General features: G+C 66.0%; 15 protein-coding genes. 7 read left to right on the plus strand and 8 right to left on the minus strand.

Annotated elements, in window-relative coordinates:
* The first annotated feature begins 349 nt into the window (after window positions 1–349).
* Both GTK09_RS09860 and GTK09_RS09865 read left to right on the plus strand, forming a co-directional pair.
* Window positions 350–1,678 (plus strand): adenylate/guanylate cyclase domain-containing protein, encoded by a 1,329-nt coding sequence (locus GTK09_RS09860; RefSeq protein ID WP_163462981.1) that lies wholly within the window; start codon window positions 350–352, stop codon window positions 1,676–1,678.
* Between the two features lie 132 nt (window positions 1,679–1,810).
* Window positions 1,811–2,683, plus strand: a complete 873-nt coding sequence (locus tag GTK09_RS09865) for a DUF3800 domain-containing protein (protein ID WP_163462982.1) — start codon at window positions 1,811–1,813, stop codon at window positions 2,681–2,683.
* A 263-nt stretch (window positions 2,684–2,946) separates the two neighbouring features.
* Here GTK09_RS09865 and GTK09_RS09870 read toward each other — a convergent pair whose 3' ends face one another.
* Complete coding sequence (locus GTK09_RS09870) at window positions 2,947–3,807, minus strand: GNAT family N-acetyltransferase (RefSeq protein WP_163462983.1); 861 nt, start codon at window positions 3,805–3,807, stop codon at window positions 2,947–2,949.
* A 1-nt stretch (window position 3,808) separates the two neighbouring features.
* On the minus strand, window positions 3,809–4,633 hold the full coding sequence (locus GTK09_RS09875) for a polysaccharide deacetylase family protein (RefSeq protein WP_163462984.1): 825 nt from the start codon (window positions 4,631–4,633) through the stop codon (window positions 3,809–3,811).
* Between the two features lie 246 nt (window positions 4,634–4,879).
* Between GTK09_RS09875 and GTK09_RS09880 the strand changes: the two genes are divergently transcribed.
* The 5 genes from GTK09_RS09880 (at window position 4,880) to GTK09_RS09900 (ending at window position 12,227) form a co-directional block, all read left to right on the plus strand.
* A complete protein-coding gene (locus tag GTK09_RS09880; RefSeq protein ID WP_163462985.1) occupies window positions 4,880–5,161 on the plus strand; it encodes a hypothetical protein in 282 nt (93 codons plus the stop codon).
* 335 nt (window positions 5,162–5,496) lie between these two features.
* The gene (locus GTK09_RS09885) at window positions 5,497–7,218 is read left to right on the plus strand and encodes a sensor histidine kinase (protein ID WP_163462986.1); all 1,722 of its coding nucleotides are present in this window, start codon (window positions 5,497–5,499) and stop codon (window positions 7,216–7,218) included.
* Between the two features lie 4 nt (window positions 7,219–7,222).
* Window positions 7,223–7,936: a response regulator gene (locus GTK09_RS09890; RefSeq protein ID WP_203560966.1), complete on the plus strand. Its 714-nt coding sequence runs from the start codon at window positions 7,223–7,225 to the stop codon at window positions 7,934–7,936.
* Between the two features lie 221 nt (window positions 7,937–8,157).
* The gene (locus tag GTK09_RS09895; protein ID WP_163462988.1) at window positions 8,158–10,638 is read left to right on the plus strand and encodes a sensor histidine kinase; all 2,481 of its coding nucleotides are present in this window, start codon (window positions 8,158–8,160) and stop codon (window positions 10,636–10,638) included.
* Entirely contained in the window at window positions 10,635–12,227 is a 1,593-nt protein-coding gene (locus GTK09_RS09900; RefSeq protein ID WP_163462989.1) for an ABC transporter substrate-binding protein, read from the plus strand. The genes GTK09_RS09895 and GTK09_RS09900 overlap by 4 nt, the downstream gene beginning before the upstream one ends.
* A 59-nt stretch (window positions 12,228–12,286) precedes the next feature.
* Here the strand turns inward: GTK09_RS09900 and GTK09_RS09905 are convergent, their stop codons facing one another.
* From GTK09_RS09905 to GTK09_RS09930, 6 genes are all read right to left on the minus strand, one after another.
* Entirely contained in the window at window positions 12,287–13,273 is a 987-nt protein-coding gene (locus GTK09_RS09905; protein WP_163462990.1) for a type II secretion system F family protein, read from the minus strand.
* A 167-nt stretch (window positions 13,274–13,440) separates the two neighbouring features.
* Window positions 13,441–14,448 carry a type II secretion system F family protein gene (locus tag GTK09_RS09910; RefSeq protein ID WP_163462991.1) on the minus strand — a complete coding sequence of 336 codons (1,008 nt, stop codon included), beginning with the start codon at window positions 14,446–14,448 and terminating at the stop codon, window positions 13,441–13,443.
* A 3-nt stretch (window positions 14,449–14,451) separates the two neighbouring features.
* Entirely contained in the window at window positions 14,452–15,927 is a 1,476-nt protein-coding gene (locus GTK09_RS09915; protein WP_163462992.1) for a TadA family conjugal transfer-associated ATPase, read from the minus strand.
* 19 nt (window positions 15,928–15,946) lie between these two features.
* Window positions 15,947–17,209 carry a CpaE/TadZ family protein gene (locus tag GTK09_RS09920; protein WP_246217809.1) on the minus strand — a complete coding sequence of 421 codons (1,263 nt, stop codon included), beginning with the start codon at window positions 17,207–17,209 and terminating at the stop codon, window positions 15,947–15,949.
* A 14-nt stretch (window positions 17,210–17,223) separates the two neighbouring features.
* Complete coding sequence (locus GTK09_RS09925) at window positions 17,224–17,961, minus strand: CpaD family pilus assembly protein (protein ID WP_312869761.1); 738 nt, start codon at window positions 17,959–17,961, stop codon at window positions 17,224–17,226.
* A 22-nt stretch (window positions 17,962–17,983) separates the two neighbouring features.
* Window positions 17,984–19,591, minus strand: coding sequence for a type II and III secretion system protein family protein (locus GTK09_RS09930; RefSeq protein ID WP_163462994.1), 1,608 nt, complete (start codon window positions 19,589–19,591; stop codon window positions 17,984–17,986).
* Between the last annotated feature and the right edge of the window lie 9 nt (window positions 19,592–19,600).

Below are 19,600 nucleotides of genomic sequence, written 5' to 3' on the forward strand. Positions count from 1 at the left end.
CTCCTGACGCAGCCTTCATTCAAGTCCATCGCCGACGCGGCGAGCTTGACTTCCCACCCACGCCGACGCGAAGCGCTCGCCTTCGAATGCCGCATCGGGATCTTCCCGGCGCATTTCGGCCAAACCCGCTCCGATCGCCTTACTATTGCGTCACCCTTCGGCGATCAAGCGAGGCGTGCGCAATAGCGGCGAGTTTGACGGAGGCCGGCCAGGATGGCGGGTGCAACGTCGTGCGAGTGTTTCCGAAGCGTCACACACAGTTGACTTCGCCGAGCCGTTGCGCGGCTGTCGAATTCGACGAAAAGCCATCGGCACCTGCCTATCGAGCCGGTGGAGTCAGGAAGGCAAAATGCTGAACGGTCTCTTCGTGCCGCGCCCAACCGGCGCCATGCCGCCGCGCATCCTCGCCGATATCGTGCGCTTCGACGCGGACAGCGAAAGGCTGACCGGCTGGGTGCAGTTCGCCGTCGCCGCCTTCATTCTCGGCCTCTATCTGGTCGCCCCGAGGCCGGTCGATTCCATGTCGCACAGCCTCGTGCCGCTCGGCCTCGGCATCTATCTCGGCCTGACGCTGCTGCGCCTCTACCTCTCCTATCGCGCCTCGCTGCCGAAGCTCTTCCTGTTCGCCTCGCTTCTGGCCGACGTGGCGCTGCTCTATGCCCTGATCTGGTCGTTCCATCTGCAATACGAGCAATCGCAAGCCTTCTCCCTGAAAGCACCGACAGTCCTCTACGTCTTCATTTTCATCGCGCTGAGGGCGCTGCGCTTCGATCCGATCTGGGTGCTTCTCACCGGCCTTGTCGCGGCGCTCGGCTGGGTTCTGCTGGTCATTCACGCCATCGCCGAGGATGGGACCGACGCGATCACCCGCAGCTTCGTCGACTATATCGACGGCACGCGGATCCTGATCGGCGCCGAGGTCGACAAGATCGTCGTCATGGTGGCGGTCTCGGCGATCCTCGCCATCGCCGTCGCGAGAGCCCAGAAGCTCGTCCTCCGGACGGCGCGCGAACAGGTCGAGCGGGCCGAGATCCGCCGCTTCCTGCCGGCGCCGGTCGAGGCGGCGATCACGAGCTCTGAGGACGCCATCGTCGCCGGCGAGGGCATCGAGCGCAGCGCCGCGATCATCGTCCTCGACATCCGCGGCTTCTCCGCCTTCGCCGCCGGGCGCGATCCGAAGGCGGTGGTGGCGACGCTGGTCTCCCTCCACGCCATCGTCGTCCCGATCGTCGAGAAGCATGGCGGCATGATCGACAAATATCTCGGCGACGGCATGCTGGCGACTTTCGGCGCGGCGCATGAAAGCGAGACGCCGGCCGCAGATGCGCTGGCCGCGCTCTGCGAGATCGTCGAGGCGACGAAGGGCTGGAGCGAGGACAATGCCGATGGATCCGGCCTCAGCCTGGCGCTCAACGGCGCGGCGACCGCCGGCCGGGTCATCTTCGCCGCCCTCGGCGATGCCGCGCGGCTCGAATATACGGTGATCGGCGAGGCGGTGAACCTCGCCGCCAAGCTGGAAAAGCACAACAAGGCCGAGGGGACGATGGCCCTGACCACGGCGCGGACGCTCGAGGCCGCCATCATCCAAGGCTACCGCCCCCCGCGGTCGTTTGCCCACCTGACCGACCGGCGGGTGGCCGGTGCCGGCGAACCGCTGGGGCTGGTGGTGGTGGCGTGAGGAGCAGCCATTCTGGCTTAAACTGGTGATACGCTTTATCGTTGCGATGAATTGCTTTTTGCAAGCCGGGAATCTAACTCCGAAGATAGCTAGAGACTTAATGTTTTTAATTGAACATAGGCTGCACCCTGTATGACAGTTGAATACGGGTACGTTGCGTACATTGACGAAGCGGGCGACGACGGCCTTCGAGCCGTCAAGCCTCGTACGGTTCCGGGGTCGAGCGAATGGCTTATTCTGAGCGCCACCGTGATCCGCGCCACCAATCAGGCACATACCAAAGATTGGATTGAAAATCTTCGCGGAAGATTGCGCGTTCGGCAGGCAAAAACAATACATTTTCACAAACTTCGCGCTGATAAAAAACTCTTAGCATGTGAATATCTCGCAAAATTGCCCGCAAGATATTTTATCGTAGCCTCCAATAAAAAGAATATTGAAGGTTATACAAATCCAGATGCTTCTAAAATTCCTTCGCAGTGCTGGTTTTATTGCTGGATGACACGTGTACTTTTGGAGCGCGTGACTCATTATGTTGCGGCGCGCTCGCTTGTTGATTTTGGTGAATCAAAATTTCTGCGATTGGAATACAGCGAAAGAGGGGGACTACGATACTCCCAGATGCACGCGTACTATGAGTGGCTTAAAATGAAGCGAAGCAGGCCGTTCCTGCCATGGGGCCAGATTGACTGGAGCGTTATGCATCGGGACTTGTTTTTCGTGTATCCTCACTGGGATCGCGAAGGGCTGCAATTAGCAGATGTTGTAGCAAGTGCGTTCTTTAAGTCATGTGACAAGCACGATACTGGCTCTTGTGACCCAACTTTCGCGAAAGCGCTCCTACCTCGCATGGCCAAAGATAGGTCACGCAGCCAAATATCGGGATATGGAGTGAAATTATTACCGAGCCTATCAAAAGCGTCGCTCGATCAAGATCAACAAGCCATTTTTCGCTTCTACGGATATCCCGAACAGTGGTGGGACCCAGCGGCGTTTTCCAAATGAGCGAATAGCTCAGCACTCTTGCCAAGCGTCTCATCTGGCGAGGCAGGGTTCATCTCTACCCACCCCTACCAACTGGCGTCACCACCAAACGCACCATAGCATGAGACCTGGAAAAACGAAAGAGATTCAATGACATGTTCAACCCATTGAAACGACTCTTCAATCAGACATTCTGTCAAATTTTGCCGTTTATCTCCTTGCTAGTGTGACGCAAAATCATCGCAGCGAACGGAAAGGCTACTGGAGATCGGAGCTTCTGAACCTCAAGGCAGCTTCTGATCGAGCAGCAGCACCTCCGAATAGAGATGCCCGACATCCCGCGCCGCGACGTCGATGGAGCGGTACCAGCGTGGCAGCGGGATCGTTTCGACCGTGCCAGGATCGTCGCCCGCGTTCATCATCCGCCGGTCGATGGAAAGCACCGCCGTCTCGCCGACGCAGACGAGAGAGGCGATCGCCGCCGCATGCGCCGAAAGAAAGTCGTAGGCGGAGGCATGCAGCACGTCGTGATAGGCGACGCCCGCGCCCTTCAGCTTGCGCTGCCAGACCAACCAGGTGCCCTGCCCGGTGCCGCTTTCGACAAAGGCGTGGTGGATGTCGAGGCCGTGATGGTCGTCGAGCATCCGGCGCTCCTCCGCCGTCAGCCGCTCGCGGATCTCGGCCGGATCGCGGATCGGCCGCAATCCCTCCTCCGTCTCGCCCGGCCGGAACAGGCTGCGGGCGTCGTCGAGGATGGCAAAGCCCAATGCCCGGATCTTGCGCCCCGTCGCCCGCCGCGCCGTCATCGTCTGATAGGTGACGCCGGGCTTCGCCATGCCTGACCGGAGCAGTTCGTCGCCGATCCCCGTGCCGCGATAGGCCGCCGCCAGATACCAGGAGGAGAGGTCGCAGAAGCGGCGGGGCCCGAGCGACGTCGGGCGGTCCGAATAGATCGTCCCCATGAAGCCGACGACCGCGCCTTCGTCCTCCACCAGCCAGCCGCGCTCGACCTCGGGCGGCCGGAAGGGATAGTCGAGGAGGATGCGCCACGTGTCGGCCGGGATGCGGGCGTTCATCCGCTGGTGCAGGAAGGCTGCGACGGCGCCGACATCCGCCTCTCCGGCCGGCCGCACCCGCGCCGTCATCTCAGCGGACCGGCGTTTCGGCGAGGAGCGTCGTGATCGGCAGGAAGCGGATCGCCGGATGCGAGCCGAGCCGGCCGAGCAGTCGCTCGAGGAACGACCACGTCGCCTCGTCGTGGGCGAGATGGTGGGTGAGGATGCCGAAGGGCTCGGCCGGATCGGTGCGGCCGAGCCGCCGGTCCTCCAGCCGTTCGGCGAACAGCCGGATCAGCTTCTCCGCGCCCGCAAAGGCCGGCCCCTCTTTCCAGGTCAGAAGGTCGAGATGGGCGTTGATGACGGCGCAGCGCGGCGGCAGGACGAGCGGCGCGTCTTCCGTCGAGCCCTCGCCGCCCTTGCCCCCATCCCCCTGGCCCTCGAAGTGCCGCGGGCCAAAGCTCGACAGGCCGAAATAGCCCTGCTGCTGCAGACCGGCGGCGACCGCCGGGTCGATCCGGTTCCACGGCGGAACGAGGATCGGCAAAAAGCTCGCGCCGAACTCGCGCATCAGCATGCGCATGCCCTCGCCGAGTTCGGCCAGCACCGCCTTCGCCGGCCTGTCGCCGCCGCATTCGACGGCTCGCTTGCCGGCGCCCGCGTGGTTCACATGGGCAAAGCCGTGCTGCAGCACGGTGACGCCGGGTGCCGACAGGGCGCCGACGAGGCCGGGCTCCATCCTCGCCGGTACGGCGGCGATCGCCAGCGGCAGGCGGTGGCGCCGCGCCATGGCGACGAGCCGCGTCAGTTCCGGCGTCGCCGTCGCCGCGTCGTCGTCCCGCCACCACAGCGGCACGGCGCGGCCCTCGGCCGTCCATCGATCCAGTTCCTGGTCGAGTTGGTCGAATGTCTGCATCGTCCCGATCCCGTCGCCTCAAAAACCGCGCCGAAGGTTCCAGCTCCCGGTCCATCCCGTTCGCGGCTCCTCGCGCCGCGCGAATCGCTCAGGCGCTTCCATTAGCAGACCATCCGATGCCGCAGGTCGACGCGAAAGCCAACCGAGGTCGCCGACGGCACGTTCCAGCGAGATCTCCAAGGCGTCCCGCCCTGGCGGCGCCTCGGCGATCTCGTTTCGCAAGCTCTCACGATCCTGGATGTCGTCATGGAATCGCTCAGCCCATCCTTTTCCGCGCTCTCGGCGGCCCGTCCGGCAGAGCCGGCCCCGCGCCGTCGCGACGGTCGCCTGTCGCGGTTGTCCGGCCTCGTCGACCTCGCCCGCCGGGCGACACGTGCCCGGCTGCAGCCGGCCGAGACGATGAGCACCCGGCTTCGCGCCGATCTCGGCCTCGGTCCGACGCTCGAATTCGAGCGGCCGACGCGCACGGCCGAGCATGAACGGCAGCAGGCCGCCATGGCAAGCCGTTTTGCGTCCCGCCGCTCATAGGACATCTGCGTGCATCCTGCGGTCCCTCGGCAAGTATCTGATCTGCCGAGACTTTCGGATTTGAAGTCGGCTTCTGAGCGGATCTGGCGAAAGTCGAGTTCTATCCTGACGGGTCGCTTGCCGCCGACTGTCGCCGCGCCGCGGGGCCTGAAGGGTGGTGGACGTTCCCCTGCGTTCGTGGACGGAACCCTTGCCGGAAGATCACGCCGAATTTCCCGTTCGCATTTGCTGGCTCAGTATCTTACCCTCGGGTATGATAGTCAGACGACGATGCTTTGCCGGCCAACGACCCGTTGCCTACGACGCCGTGAACGCTCAAGACGATCGACGAAGCCATGCCGAGTGATTTTCTGGAATTTGCCGAACCCGAGGCGGATCGCGCCGAACCGGGCCACAAGACCGGCTGGAAACTCGCGGTGATCGACGACGACGAGGCCGTGCACGAGGGGACGCGGTTCGCGCTGCGCCACTTCGCCATCAACGGCTACGGTCTCGAACTGATCGGCGCCCATTCCGCCGCGGACGGGCTCGAACTCCTGAGAGCCAATCCCGACACTGCCGTCGTTCTTCTCGACGTCGTCATGGAGACCGAGGACGCCGGGCTGAAGCTCGCCAAGGCGATCCGCGAGGAGCTGAACAACGAGCTCATCCGCATCATCCTGAGAACCGGCCAGCCGGGCCAGGCGCCCGAGCGCCAGGTCGTCGTCGACTACGACATCAACGACTACAAGGCCAAGACCGAGCTGACCGCCGACAAGCTGTTCACCACTCTGACGGCGGCGTTCCGCAGCTACGACCATCTGAAGCGCCTCGACGACACCCGGATCGGCCTCGAGATGATCGTCGGCGCCTCCGCGTCGCTGTTCGACGACCGCTCGCTGAAGACGCTGGCCCAGGGGGTCCTGATCCAGATCTCCGCGCTTCTGGAGATCGAGACCGACGGCATCCTGATCATGCGTGAGACGAACGGCGCCAATCCGCTGGTACTGGCCGGTCTCGGCAAGTTCGAAGCCGACGGCGAGAACGGCATCGACCGGAGCGGATTGTTCGCGACGGCCGCCGCTGCCGGCCGGCCGGTGCGCAGCGACGGGCTGGTCTGCCTGTTCGTCAAGACCGGCAGCGGGGCGGAGATCCTGGTGGCGCTGGCGACGGAGGACGATCTCACCGAGACCCAGGCCTCCCTCGTCTCGGTGTTTTCCGCCAAGCTCGCCATCGCCTTCGACAATGCCCGGCTCTACGACGAACTGCGCCTCGCCAACGAGGAGCTGGAGGAACGGGTCGCGCGGCGGACGCAGGAGCTCGCCGGCGCCAACGAGCGGCTGGAGGCGCAAGGGGCGCTGTTGAAGCGCGTCAACGCCTTCAAGAACGAGATCCTCGGCACCATCGCCCACGACCTGAAGAACCCGATCGCGGTCATTCTCGGACGCAGCGAGATGATGGCGACCCTCACTGAAAGCCTCGAGGAGCCGCTCCGCGAGCGCTTCGCCAAGCAGGTCGGCCACATCCGCGCCTCCGCCGAGCGGATGACCCGGATCGTCGACATGTCGATCGCCGACGCCCTCGCCGACGCCCTCGACATCTCGGTGGAGCGGCGCCCCGTCGATCTCGCGGCGATCGTCGCGGCCACCGCCGAACTCAGCCGCATGCTCGCCGAAAGGAAGGAGCAGCGGCTCGCCGTCTTCGCCGACGGTCCCCTCGACGTCGAGGGCGATCCGGACCGGCTGGCCGAAGCGATCGACAATCTCGTCAGCAACGCCCTGAAGTACACGCCCCTCGGCGGCGAGATCAGGATCGAGGCGGCGCGCCTCGATGGTCAGGCGCGGGTGACGGTTTCCGACTCCGGCCCCGGCCTAAACGCCCAGGATACGGCTCGCCTGTTCGGGCGTTTTCAGCGGCTTTCGGCCCAGCCGACGGCCGGCGAAAGCTCGACCGGCCTCGGGCTGTCGATCGTTGCGAAGATCGTCGAGCTGCACCAGGGCGAAATCGTCGTCGAGGAGAAGGGTCCGCTCGGAGGCGCTTCCTTCTCGATCCTGATCCCGCTGTTGGAGACGCGCTAGAGTGATGGTCGAACCACGGATTTTCGTCGTCGACGACGAGCCGGAAACGCGCGAACTGATCGGCGACTACCTGGCCATGAACGGCTACTGCGTCCGGCTGCTCGACGGCGGCGCGTCGATGCGCAAGCAGATGGAGACGGAACGGCCCGATCTGATCGTCCTCGATCTCAACATGCCGGGCGAGGACGGGTTGTCGATCGTTCGCAGCCTGAAGAGCAGCACCGACATACCGGTGATCATGCTGACCGCGACGGCAAGCCTCGTCGACCGCGTCGTCGGGCTGGAGCTCGGCGCCGACGACTACCTCGCCAAGCCCTGCGAACTGCGCGAGCTTCTGGCCCGCATCCGCTCGGTCATGCGGCGGGCTCTGGCGCAGGCGGCCGCCCGCGCACCTGAACCGGCGCAGCCGCGCCGCGAGGTGCGCATCGGCACCAAGTGGCTCGATCTCGACGCCCAGTCGCTGCGGGGCGAGGATGGCGAGGAACAGCCACTGGTCCACAGCGAATTCTCGCTTCTGAAGGCCTTCGTCGAAAACCCCCGCCGCGTCCTGTCGCGCGAGCGGCTCCTCGATCTCGCCAGCGCGAGGGACTCCGAGCCCTTCGACCGGGCCGTCGACGTCAGGATCACCCGCATCCGCAAGAAGATCGAGCCGGATCCCGCACGGCCGACGGTGATCCGCACGGTGCGCGGCGTCGGCTACATGTTCTCGCCCGACTGACCGCCTATGCGCGGCAACCGCCACCTTGCCGCCACGAGCCGACAAACCGACGAAATGCGCGCGAAACACAGATGACATAAGAGCCCGAAAGGCGTTCGGGGCTGATGCGATCGGCCGGCCTTGGCGTCGTTCGGGTTTGAAGGTCACGGCGTATTCGGTAGGATGAAGCGGTATCGTTTTCACGCGGAACGGCGGATGACGTCGGCGGGTTCGGCGCCCCGATGGTGATGGCGGACCACGTCCTGACGGGCCGGACGCAGCCCCGGCCATCGCCCTTCGACATCGCGTCTCTTCGAAAGGGCGGCGGCATCTTCCGGCTCTCGATCACGCGCAGGGTCTTCCTCGTCGGTGCGACGCCGATCGTCCTCGCCGTCGCCTTCGGCATCGCCGCCATTCTCCTTCTCGATCGCGCCGACCAGGCACGGCGCGACGCCCTGATCGTTTCGACGGTGTTTCGCAACGTCGTCTCGGCGATGAGCGCCCGGGACGATTTCATCGCCGCCGTCCCCGTGGACCGCAACACCCATCTCGGCGCCTTCATGGCCAGCATCGTCGCCGCGACGACGGGCCTCTCCGAAATCGCCGCGAGCACGACGGATCCGGACCATGCCGAGGCGATCACCACGACGATCGGCTCGCTCGAACGGTTTCGGCGGGCGATGGGCGAATTGCAGATCGCCATCGAGGAGAACGACCTGCGCGCCCGGGCCATGGACACCCGGCTCGATCGTCTGACGACGCTCGCCGAGGAGGCGCGCAGCCGCCAGCATGCCGCCAGCATCGCCGTCGTGTCGCAGCTGCGCCGGCGCAACGCCGCGATGGCCGAGGCGGTCGATCTTTCCCGCACGACGGTCCTGATGCGCCAGACCGTGGTCGAGGCCTGGATGCGGCGGGTGGATGAGGATGCCGCGCCGGGCGCCGAGGCGGCACCGGGCCAACGGACGGGCGACACGACGCCTTCGACCATCCTGCCGGCGAGCGAAGACGAACTCGTCGACACGCGACTCTCGAACGCCGCGGAGAGCTTTCGCGCCGCCCTCGGCTCCGCCGGCCGCAGCGACAAGCTCGGCGAGTTCGACGCTGAATTTCGCGCCTTCCGTTCCGGCGGCTCGCCCGATGCGTTGCTGGCCTTTCTCGATCGCGGCCTGAAGATCGACGGCAGCGCCGTCCGGGCCTCCCAGGAGGGATTTTCGGGCCTTCTCGACGAAGCGCTCGCCGCGCAGGCCTCCGGACAGGGAGCCCAGAACGTCGCCATCGAGACCATCCGGCTCGGCGAGACGACGCGCGAGGCGATGCGTCGCCGCGACAGCGAGGCCGTCGCCGCGATGATCGCCAGGAATGCCAGCCTGCGCGAGGCGATCGCCGCGCTGCCGATCTCGCCTCTCGTCCAGTCCGAAATGCTGGACACCCTGGACTCCTGGCGCCGGGAGCTATCCGCCTCGCGGGATGGGCTCACCGCCCAGAACGCGATTCTGCGACGCATGGCGATCGCCTCGGCGGGCATCGTCTTCGAGGTCTCCAACCTCAACGCCTCGCTCTCGAAGAACGCCGACGCAACCGGCGTGGCGGCGCGGCGCATCCTCATCGTCAGCGCCGGCTTCTGCCTGTTGGTGGCGATGGCCTTCGGCCTCGCCGTCGCCCGCTCGATCACCCGACCGCTCAAACGGCTCGAAAAGGGCATGCTGGACCGCGCCGCCGACCCGGCGCTGGGCGCCCTCGCCGAATCCGAGCGCGGCGACGAGGTCGGTCGGATGACCCGCGCGACCAACCATTTCCTCGCCGAACTCCACAAGCGCGAGGCTGCGCTCTATCAAGCGAAGGAAGAAACCGAGCAGGCGCTCGCCGCCCTGAAGCGGACCCAGGGCGAGCTGATCCAGAGCGAGAAGCTCGCATCGCTCGGCCAGCTCGTCGCCGGCATCGCCCACGAGATCAACACGCCGCTCGGGGTGGCCTTGACCACCGCGACGGTGTTGCGCGAGGAGACCGAGCGGTTCCGCCGGGCGACCGGCGCAGGCAAGGTCACCCGCCAGGCCTTCGACGACTTCATCACGCGCAGCGGCGAAGGCGCCGAGCTCATCGACGCCAATCTCGAACGGGCCGCCGGCCTCGTCGCCAGCTTCAAGCAGGTGGCCGCCGATCAGGCCAGCGGCGAGCGGCGCGCCTTCCAGATGGACGACTTCGTCGCCGATCTGTTCCGCAGCCTCGGTCCGATGCGCAAGCGCCACCCCCACGAGGTCAGCGTCGACTGCGCGGCGGACATCGCCATGTCCACCTATCCGGGCGCGCTCTCCCAGGTCCTCACCAATCTTCTGACCAACGCCTACGCCCATGCCTTCGCCGAGGGCGAGACCGGGCGGATCGCGGTGGTCGTCCGGCGCAACGGTCCCGACGGTGTGCGCATCGACTTCTCCGACGACGGCCGCGGCATTCCCGGCCACGATCTCGGCAAGATCTTCGATCCGTTCTTCACCACCGGCCGGGCCTCCGGCTCGACCGGCCTCGGCCTGCACATCGTCTACAACCTCGTCACGTCGACGCTTGGGGGCACGATCGTCGCTTCGAGCACCCTTGGCGATGGCACGCGCTTCGTCATCGACCTGCCGCGGATGCGCGAAGCGCCGCACCCATCGGCCGGCGAGAAGGCGGAGCCCGAAGTGGCCGACGCGGCCGCGATGAGATCGACAGGAGCATTTTCCGCGTGACCGCCCTCTTTTTGCGCGCCTTCGCCCTCGTCGTCGCCGTCCTGGCGGCTGCCCCTTCCGCCGGGGCCAAGACGCTGGTGTTCTGTTCGGAAGGCAAGCCCGAAACGCTCTCGCCGTCCCATGCGGCGTCGAGCGTCGCGATGGACGCGATCAGGCCGGTCTTCGACACCCTCGTCGCCTTCGCCCCCGGAACGACCGACGTCGTGCCCGCCTTGGCCGAAAGCTGGACCATCTCCCCGGACGGACGCGACTATACGTTTCGCCTGCGCCCGGGCGTGGCGTTCCATTCCAACAAGGATTTCGCACCGACCCGGCCGATGAATGCCGAGGACGTCGTCTTCAGCTTCGAACGCCAGCTTCCCGGTTCCGCGGCAGCCGGAAAGTTCGGTGGCGCCGATTACGCCGAGTTCCGCGGCATTCGGCTGACGCAGATCGTCGAGCGCGTGGAAGCGATCGACGAACGGACGGTGAGGTTCCGGCTGAAGCGGCCGGACGCGCCGTTCCTCGCCGACCTCGCCATGCCGATCAACGCGGTCCAGTCGTTCGAATACGCCTTCCGGATGCGCCAGCAGGGCACGCCCGAACGCTTCGACCGCCGGCCGGTCGGCACCGGGCCGTTCCGGCTGGCCGATCACGGCGACATCGCCATCCGCTACCAGGCCTTCGACGGCCATTGGCGCGGCCGGCCGAAGATCGACACGCTGGTGTTCTCGTTCACGCCGACGGCGTCCTCGCGGCTGCAGAAGCTGAAAAGCGGGGAATGCCATGTCGCCGCCTCGCCAGATCCGGTCGACGCGGCGGCGATCGAGACAGATCCCCGGCTGAGGCTCTCGGCGACGCCCGGGCTGACCATCGGCTATCTCGCCGTCAACACGAACCGCAAGCCCTTCGACGACGTCCGCGTCCGCCGCGCCATCAACATGGCGATCGACCGCGAGGCGATCCTGTCGGCCATCTATCCCGGCACGGCAAGCCTTGCCGCTGGTCCCCTGCCGGCAACCTCATGGGCGAGCGACGGCACGATCGAACCCTATCGCTACGACCCGCCGGAAGCGCGCCGACTGCTGCTCGAGGCCGGCGTGACCTCCGGGCTGAAGATCGATCTGTGGTATCCGCCGGACAGCCGGACCTACAATCCCGACGCCAAGCGGATGGCCCACATGATCGCCGTCGATCTCGAACCGCTCGGGATCATGGTGGAGGAGAATTCCGCCCCTTGGCAAAGCTACTGGCGAAAGCTGATGGACGGCGAGACGACGCTCGCCCTCGCCGGATGGATCGGCGACAACGGCGATCCGGACGATTTCATGGAGACGCTGCTGTCCTGCTCAGCGGCCGAACGCGGCACCAACATCGCCCGCTGGTGCGACCAGCGCTATGACAGGCTGGTCGGCGAGGCCAGCCGGACGACCGACCGAAAGCGCCGCGCGGCGCTCTATGCCGAGGCTCAGAGGATCTTCCACGACGCCGCCCCCTGGGTGCCGATCGCCAGCGCAAAGATGCTCTCCGCCACCCGGGCCGAAGTGAAGAACTTCGTCACCAGCCCGCTCGGCTTCCACGACTTCGCGGCGGTCGACCTCGCCGAGTGACGCCAGGGCCGGAACATCCTTCGCCCCCACCGAGCGCCGAAGCGGCGTTCGGCGCCCGATCAGTCGAGGCCGAGGAGGCGGATCACCGCAGGGCCGAGGATGACGACGAAGAGAACCGGCAGGAAGAAGACGATCATCGGCACGGTCAGCTTGGGCGGCAGCGCGGCGGCCTTCTTCTCCGCATTGTTCATCCGCAGGTCGCGATTTTCCTGGGACATGACGCGCAAGGCCTGGCCGAGCGGCGTGCCGTATCGCTCCGCCTGGATCAGTGCCGTGGCGACAGACTTGACGCCTTCCAGACCGGTTCGCGCCACGAGGTTCTCATAGGCGGTTCTGCGATCCGGCAGGAAGGAAAGTTCGGCGGTCAGGAGGATGAGTTCCTCGGCAAGCGGGATCGACTGGATGCCGATTTCCTCGGCCACCCGGCGAAAGGCCGCTTCGATCGAATTGCCGGACTCGACGCAGATGAGCAGGAGATCGAGCGCGTCCGGCCAAGCCCGCCCGATCGACTGGCGGCGCTTGGTCGCGGTGTTCTTGACGAGGATCACCGGGATGTAGAAGCCGAAATAGGCGGCGATCAGGACGACGAGGATGCGAGCCGCCATCGGCCAGTCCTCGAGAAACCCCAGCCCGAAGATGTAGAAGGCGGCGACGGCCAGGAAGACCAGCGGCAGCGCCACCCGCGCGAACAGGAACAGCGTCAGCGGCCGCTGGCCGCGATAACCCGCCGCCCGCAAGGTGCCGACCGTCTTGTCGTCGACGAGGGCCTTGCGCAGATTGAGCCGCTCGACCACCACGCCGGCGATGCCGCGGTTGTCGACCTGGCGTAGGCCGCGGCCGCGCTCCTTTTCCGAGGCGAGTCGCGCCCGTTCCCGGGCCCGGATCTGGTCGCGCTCGAGCGCCACGGCCTTCATCCGGCCCTTCAGCTTGTTGCCGCTCATCGCCGGGAGCGCGACGGCCAGGAAGGAGGTGAAGACGCCGATCGCGACGATGGCGGCGAGGACGATCTGCGTCGACAGGCCGACGGTTTGAAATATCTCATCCATGGTGGGCCAACCCTTTGAACGGCCTTCCGGCGAATGGTCGCAGTCTGATCGCGAAGGCTCCGCTCATCGGGTCGTGCGGTCGAAGCGACCGGACACCGCATGCGCGCCCGCGCGGCCATCGCGCGTCTCGAAGTCCGGCATGGCGAAGGGACCTGCCGGACGTCGTATCAGAAGTCGAAATTGATCATCTTCTTCATCACCAGAACGCCCAGCAGCATCCAGAACGCGCTGATACCCATCAGGATCTGACCCCAGATGTTGGTGTAGAGCAGGCTGATATATTCGGGATTGGTCAGCGTCACGAGGACGAAGACGAGCACCGGCAGCGAGCCGATGATGCCGGCGGAGGCCTTGGCTTCCATCGACACCGCCTGGATCTTGTCGCGCATCTTCTTGCGCTCGCGCAGCACCCGCGACAGGTTGCCGAGCGCCTCGGACAGATTGCCACCGGCCTGGGCCTGAATGCCGATGACGATGGCGAAGAAGTTCGATTCGGAGGTCGGGATGTTGCGATAGAGCCGTTCGACGGCGTCGCCGATCGACATGCCCATCTGCTGGCTCTCGACGATGCGGCGAAATTCCGAGCGGACCGGCTCCGAGGTTTCGGAGGAGACCATCCGCAAGGTGTCGTTCAGCGGCAGGCCGGACTTGACGCCGCGCACGATCAGGTCGATCGCGTTCGGAAATTCCTGGGTGAAAGCGGCGAAGCGCTTCCTGCGGGCCCGCGACAGCAGGTAGCGCGGCACGCCCAGCCCGGCGATGACCATCACGCCGAGGACGACGAAGAGCGGCGATCCGAGGATGAGGCAGACGAGGGCCGCGAACAGCCCGAAGCCCGCCCCGATCATCCAGAACTGGCCGACGCTCATCGACCATCCGGCCTGTTCGAGCCGCCGCTTCAGCGGCACCTTGGTCACGTGCTTGTCGTGCTCGCGCTGGCGGACCTCGAGGTCCTTCAGCGAGCTCTGGATGGTCTTGCGGCGCTTGACCTGCTCCTGCAGCCGGTCGCGATGGGCCTTGTGGTTCTGCCGGTCGCTTTCGCTGCGCGCGAAGGTGCTGCGCCGCTGCTCGATCTTCTTCTCACGGGCAAGCGTCGGCTGGACGATGGCGAAGGCGATGCCGCCGGCCGCCACCGCCGACAAGAGCACGAAGAGGATGAGCATGCCGGTGTTCATGGCTCAGTTGCCCGCGTCCAGATTGTCGACGGAACTGGCGTCGAGCGCCCGGGCGAGCCGCTGCTCCTCGCCGAAATAGCGCGCCCGGTCCCAGAAGGCGGGCCGGCCGATGCCGGTCGAGCGATGCCGGCCGATGAGCTTGCCGTTGGCGTCCTCGCCGATGATGTCGTAGACGAAGAGATCCTGGGTGGTGATGACGTCGCCCTCCATGCCGATCACCTCGGTGATGTGGGTGATGCGGCGCGAACCGTCGCGCAGGCGCGCCGCCTGGACGATGACGTCGACCGAGCCGGTGATGATCTCCTTCACCGTGCGCGAGGGCAGCGAATAGCCGCCCATGGCGATCATCGATTCCATGCGGTTCAGGCACTCGCGCGGCGAGTTGGAGTGGATGGTGCCCATCGAGCCGTCATGGCCGGTGTTCATCGCCTGGAGGAGATCGAAGACTTCCGGGCCGCGAACCTCGCCCACGATGATCCGCTCGGGGCGCATGCGCAGGCAGTTCTTGACGAGGTCGCGCATGGTGATCTCGCCCTCGCCCTCGATGTTGGGCGGCCGGGTCTCGAGCCGGACGACGTGCGGCTGCTGCAGCTGCAGCTCGGCCGAGTCCTCGCAGGTGATGATGCGCTCGTCGGAGTCGATGTAGCGGGTGAGACAGTTGAGCAGCGTCGTCTTGCCCGAGCCGGTGCCGCCGGAGATGACGATGTTGCACCTGACGCGGCCGATGATCTGCAGGATCTCGGCGCCGGCCGGCGTGATCGAGCCGTATTGGACGAGCTGGTCGAGGGTCAGCTTGTCCTTCTTGAACTTTCGGATGGTCAGCGCGGCTCCGTCGATGGCGAGCGGCGGCGCGATGACGTTGACGCGTGAGCCGTCGGGAAGGCGCGCGTCGCAGATCGGCGAGGTCTCGTCGACGCGCCGGCCGACCTGGCTGACGATGCGCTGGCAGATGTTGAGGAGCTGCTGGTTGTCACGGAAGCGGATCGAGGTCTCCTGCACCTTGCCGGCGACCTCAATGAAGGTCTGCTGCATGCCGTTGACCATGATGTCGGCGATGTCGTCGCGGGCGAGCAGCGGCTCCAGCGGGCCATAGCCGAGGACGTCGTTGCAGATGTCGGAGAGCAGGTCCTCCTGCTCGGCGATCGACATCGCGAAGTTCTTGATCGCGATGATGTCGTTGACGATGTCGCGGATTTCCTCGCGGGCCGCCTCCTGCTCCATGCCGGCGAGCTGCGACAGGTCGATCGTGTCGATCAGCGCCGCGAAGACCTGGCTCTTGCGCTCGTAATATTCCGGCGAGCGGTCGCCGGCGCCGCGCTGAGGGGTCGGCGCGGGGGCAGCCGGCCGCGGCGGCGGCGGCGCGGCGGCGGGGCGGGGTGCGGCCGCCGCGGGCTGCGGACCGGACGGGGTCGTCGCCGGCCGCGGCATGGTCGCGACGTCGCGAATGGGCGCCTTCTCGTTTCCGCGTTTGCCGAACATGTGGGAACTCCCGAGCGCCTTACGATTTCATTCGCAGCCGGCCCAGAAGGCTCGGCTTCTTTGCCTTCTTCGCCTCGCCCCGCCCGGTCAGGACGTGGGCGACGTGGTTGAAGACCGGAACCGAGGCGTGCTTGACGTCGGTCTCGGCGATCATCCGGCCGCTGTTTGCGGCATTGCCGAAGATGGCGGGGTCGAACTGGATTTCCCCGAGCGGTTCGAGGCCGAGCGGCTCGGAGAATTCGGCGGCGGAAATCTCCGGCCGTTTCGGCATCGCCAGCTGGTTGAGGATCAGATACGGCGGCGCATCGTTCGGCCGCATCTTCGCCAGCGTGTCGACGAGGTTCTTGGCGTTGCGCAGATTGGCGAGATCGGGCACCGCCGTGATCACCACCTGATCGGCCCGCGCCAGGACGGTGCGCGTCCATTCGTTCCAAAGATGCGGCACGTCGAGGAGCACCGCCGGCGCGCCGCGCTGCGCCGTCTCGATCAAGGCGTTGAAGGCGTCGCCCTCGAAGTCGTAGGTGCGGTCGAGGACGGAGGGGGCGGCGAGCAGCGACAGATGCTCGGCGCATTGGGCGAGCAGGCGGTCGAGATAGACGTCGTCGATCCGTTCGGCCGATTGCAACGCCTCGGCCATGCCTTGCGTCGGATCCTGGTCGAAATTGATGTTGGCGGTGCCGAAGGCGAGGTCGAGATCGGCGAGCACGACGTCGGTCGAGAACAGCTTGGAGATCGACCAGGCGACGTTGTGGGCGATGGTCGAGGAGCCGACGCCGCCCTTGGCGCCGACGAAGGCGATGGAGCGGCCGAGGGGCTCGACACCTTCGCTGGCGAAGAGTTCGCCGATCACCGTCATCACGTCGCCGACCGACACCGGCGCGACGAGATATTCGGAAATTCCTCGATGCATCAGGTCGCGGTAGAGCGGCACGTCGTTGTAGTGGCCGATGATCACGACCTTCGAGCCCGGATCGCAGACATCGGCCAGGAGTTCGAGTTCGGTCAGGAGATCGAGCGGCGAAAGCCGCGATTCGAGGATCACCAGATTGGGCGTCGGCGCCGACTGGAAATGCTCGCTCGCCGCCTTGATTCCCCCCATCTGGACCTTCAGATGGGCCTTCGACATGCGCCGGTCGGAGCCGACCCGCTCGATCGGCTTGGCCACCGCCTCGGTCTCGCAGAAGGCCTGGATCGAAATGCGCGGGATCGGCCGGACCTTTTCGATCTGCTGGCGATCTTCCGGCCCGAGCGGGCCGGTTTCGGCAGTGAGGGTGCTTTCCATCGACATCGTCCCCATCACCATTCGTAGTCCGACTCGGCTTTCATCGCCTCGGAGGCGGTCGCCTTGCCATTACGATAGTTGTCGATCACCGTCGTCCGGCGCTGGGCGTCGGAGGGATCCATGCCGCGGGGCCCGAGAAGGTCGCGCGGGTCGGCGATCTGGGCGGCGAGGTTCTGTTGGCTGGCACAGCCGAAATTGTAGTAGTTCTTGTTCTCGCTCGTCTCCGAGAGATCCTCCGGCCAGCGCCCGCAGGGTCCGGTCTGTGCGACGAGGGTCGAATAGGCGAGCCGGACCGGGGTCGGGCCGGTGTCGCCGACCGCCGAATAGGGCGCGACCAGGATCTGGCTGCGGCCGATCCGGTGCTGCTGCAGCACCCGGACGACGTCCCGCGAGACCATCTCGGCCGCTCTCTCGTTGGTCGATCCATAGGGCACGAGCACCCGGATCGAATCGACCTTGTCGGAGCGGAACCTGCTCGCAAATTCCTCGACTCGGCCGCGGCTGGACAAAGTCAGCTTGGACTCGGACGAGCTGACGGGGATGTCGATCGCCGTCTCGGCCTGGGTGACGACGATCGGATGGCGGGTCCGGTAGTCGTCGGGAACCGCGCCGACCTCGACGTGATGGACGTTGGCGCAGCCGGCGAAGAGGGTGAGGGCGGCGAGGGCCAGACCGCGGCTGCCGAGTGCCGGGCGGCGAACTTTGCCGGGCCCTTCCAAAGCTCGACGCGAAAGGAGAGGATGCTGTGTCACGGTCGTACGATCCCTCGAGCGCTCACTTGTAGATGAAACCGACGGCGCCGTAGTAGCGGCCGGGCGGAAGCTGCGTGTCCATGTGGCCGTAGACCCTGTTCAGCCGGCCGAGGAAATTCGCCGAGCCGTCGCTCGACAGGGCGAAGCCGTCGTCGGGCCGGGCCAGAGCCTGCCGGGCCACCGGCCGCACGAGATAGGGCGTGACGATCACCACCAGTTCGGTCTCGTAGCGCTGGAAGTCGCGGCTGCGGAACAAGGAGCCGAGGACCGGGATCTTGGCGAGGCCGGGAAGACCCGAGACCACCTGGCGCACCTCGTCGCGGACGAGGCCGGCGATCACCAGCGAACCGCCGGACGGCATCTCGACGGTGGTGTCGGCGAGCCGCTTCCTGAGACCGATGGTGTTGACGCCGGGGGCGACGCCGCGCGGAATGTTGAACGGGCTCTCGAAGGTCGGCTCGGAGACGCTGGTGCGGATCTTCAGATTGATCCGGCCGGCCGACAGCACCACCGGGGTGAAGTCGAGGCCGATACCGTAGTCGATGTCCTTCTGATTGTAGGTGACCGTCGCCGGTTCGACGTCGTATCCGACGATCTGGCCGGCGGCATTGAGGATCGGCGTGCTCTTCTCCGACTGCTCCGACTTGCCGTCGGAGACGGTGAAGCTGCCGCCGACCTTGAAGCTCGCCTTTTCACCGGAGATCGCCGTCAGGCTCGGCTCGGCGAGGGTGCGCATCACCCCGGCCTGCTCGAGGGCGGAGATCTCCGAATCGATCGACGTCGTGCCGATCGTGCCTTTGATGAGACCGCCGCTGCCCGACAGCGCCTTGCCGAGGCCGAAGGGATTGTCGCTGACGAGGCCGAAGCTCATGCCGTCGATGGCCGAGGACAGCGTGCCGTTGAGGCCGAGTTGCTTGACGATCGAGCGCTGCACTTCGGCGACGGTGACCTTCAGCGTCACCTGATCCTCGCCGGCGATCTGCAGGAGATTGACGATCTGGCTCTGGCGGCGGTTTTCCTGGGCGAAGGCGACGTCGGCGCCGCTGCCCTCGCCGGAGCCCGTCGCGGAGGCCGACTGGATGTACTGGCCGGTGGTGCCCTCGCCGCCGGTGACGAAGAGGTTGGCGAGGCGCTCGACCCTGGCGGCGTCCTGGGGGGTGGAGACCTGACCCGTCAGGACGACGTTGTCGTTGATCATCTCGACGGTGACGTTGGAATCCGGCACATATTTGCGGATCGAGGCTTCCAGACCGGTGATATCGCGCTCGATCTGCAGGTTAATATCTGCAATCGGCCGGGTCCCGTCCTTGCCGAATACGACGATGTTGGTCTGACCGATCTGCTTGCCGAAGATGTAGATCCGCCTGGCGTCACGCGTGACGGCATCTGCGACGGCCGGATTGGCGACGAGGATATCGTGCGCCTCACCGCCATCTATGACGATCACCTTCGACTTGTTGAGCCCGAGCTTGATCGTCTGCTGAGCCCGGCTGACATTGACCACGGCATCCTGGGCAGCGGCCGGGGTGACTGGAAACACCGGGACGAGGCCGGTCGATGCGGCGGCAAGGCCGAGGACGGCGTTGCGAAGCGCGGCCTTGAGGGTGCTGGATCTGAAAAGGGTCGGCATCTGTCTCAC

Origin of the sequence: Jiella pacifica (assembly GCF_010500815.1) — a bacterium.
Lineage (GTDB): Bacteria > Pseudomonadota > Alphaproteobacteria > Rhizobiales > Rhizobiaceae > Jiella > Jiella pacifica.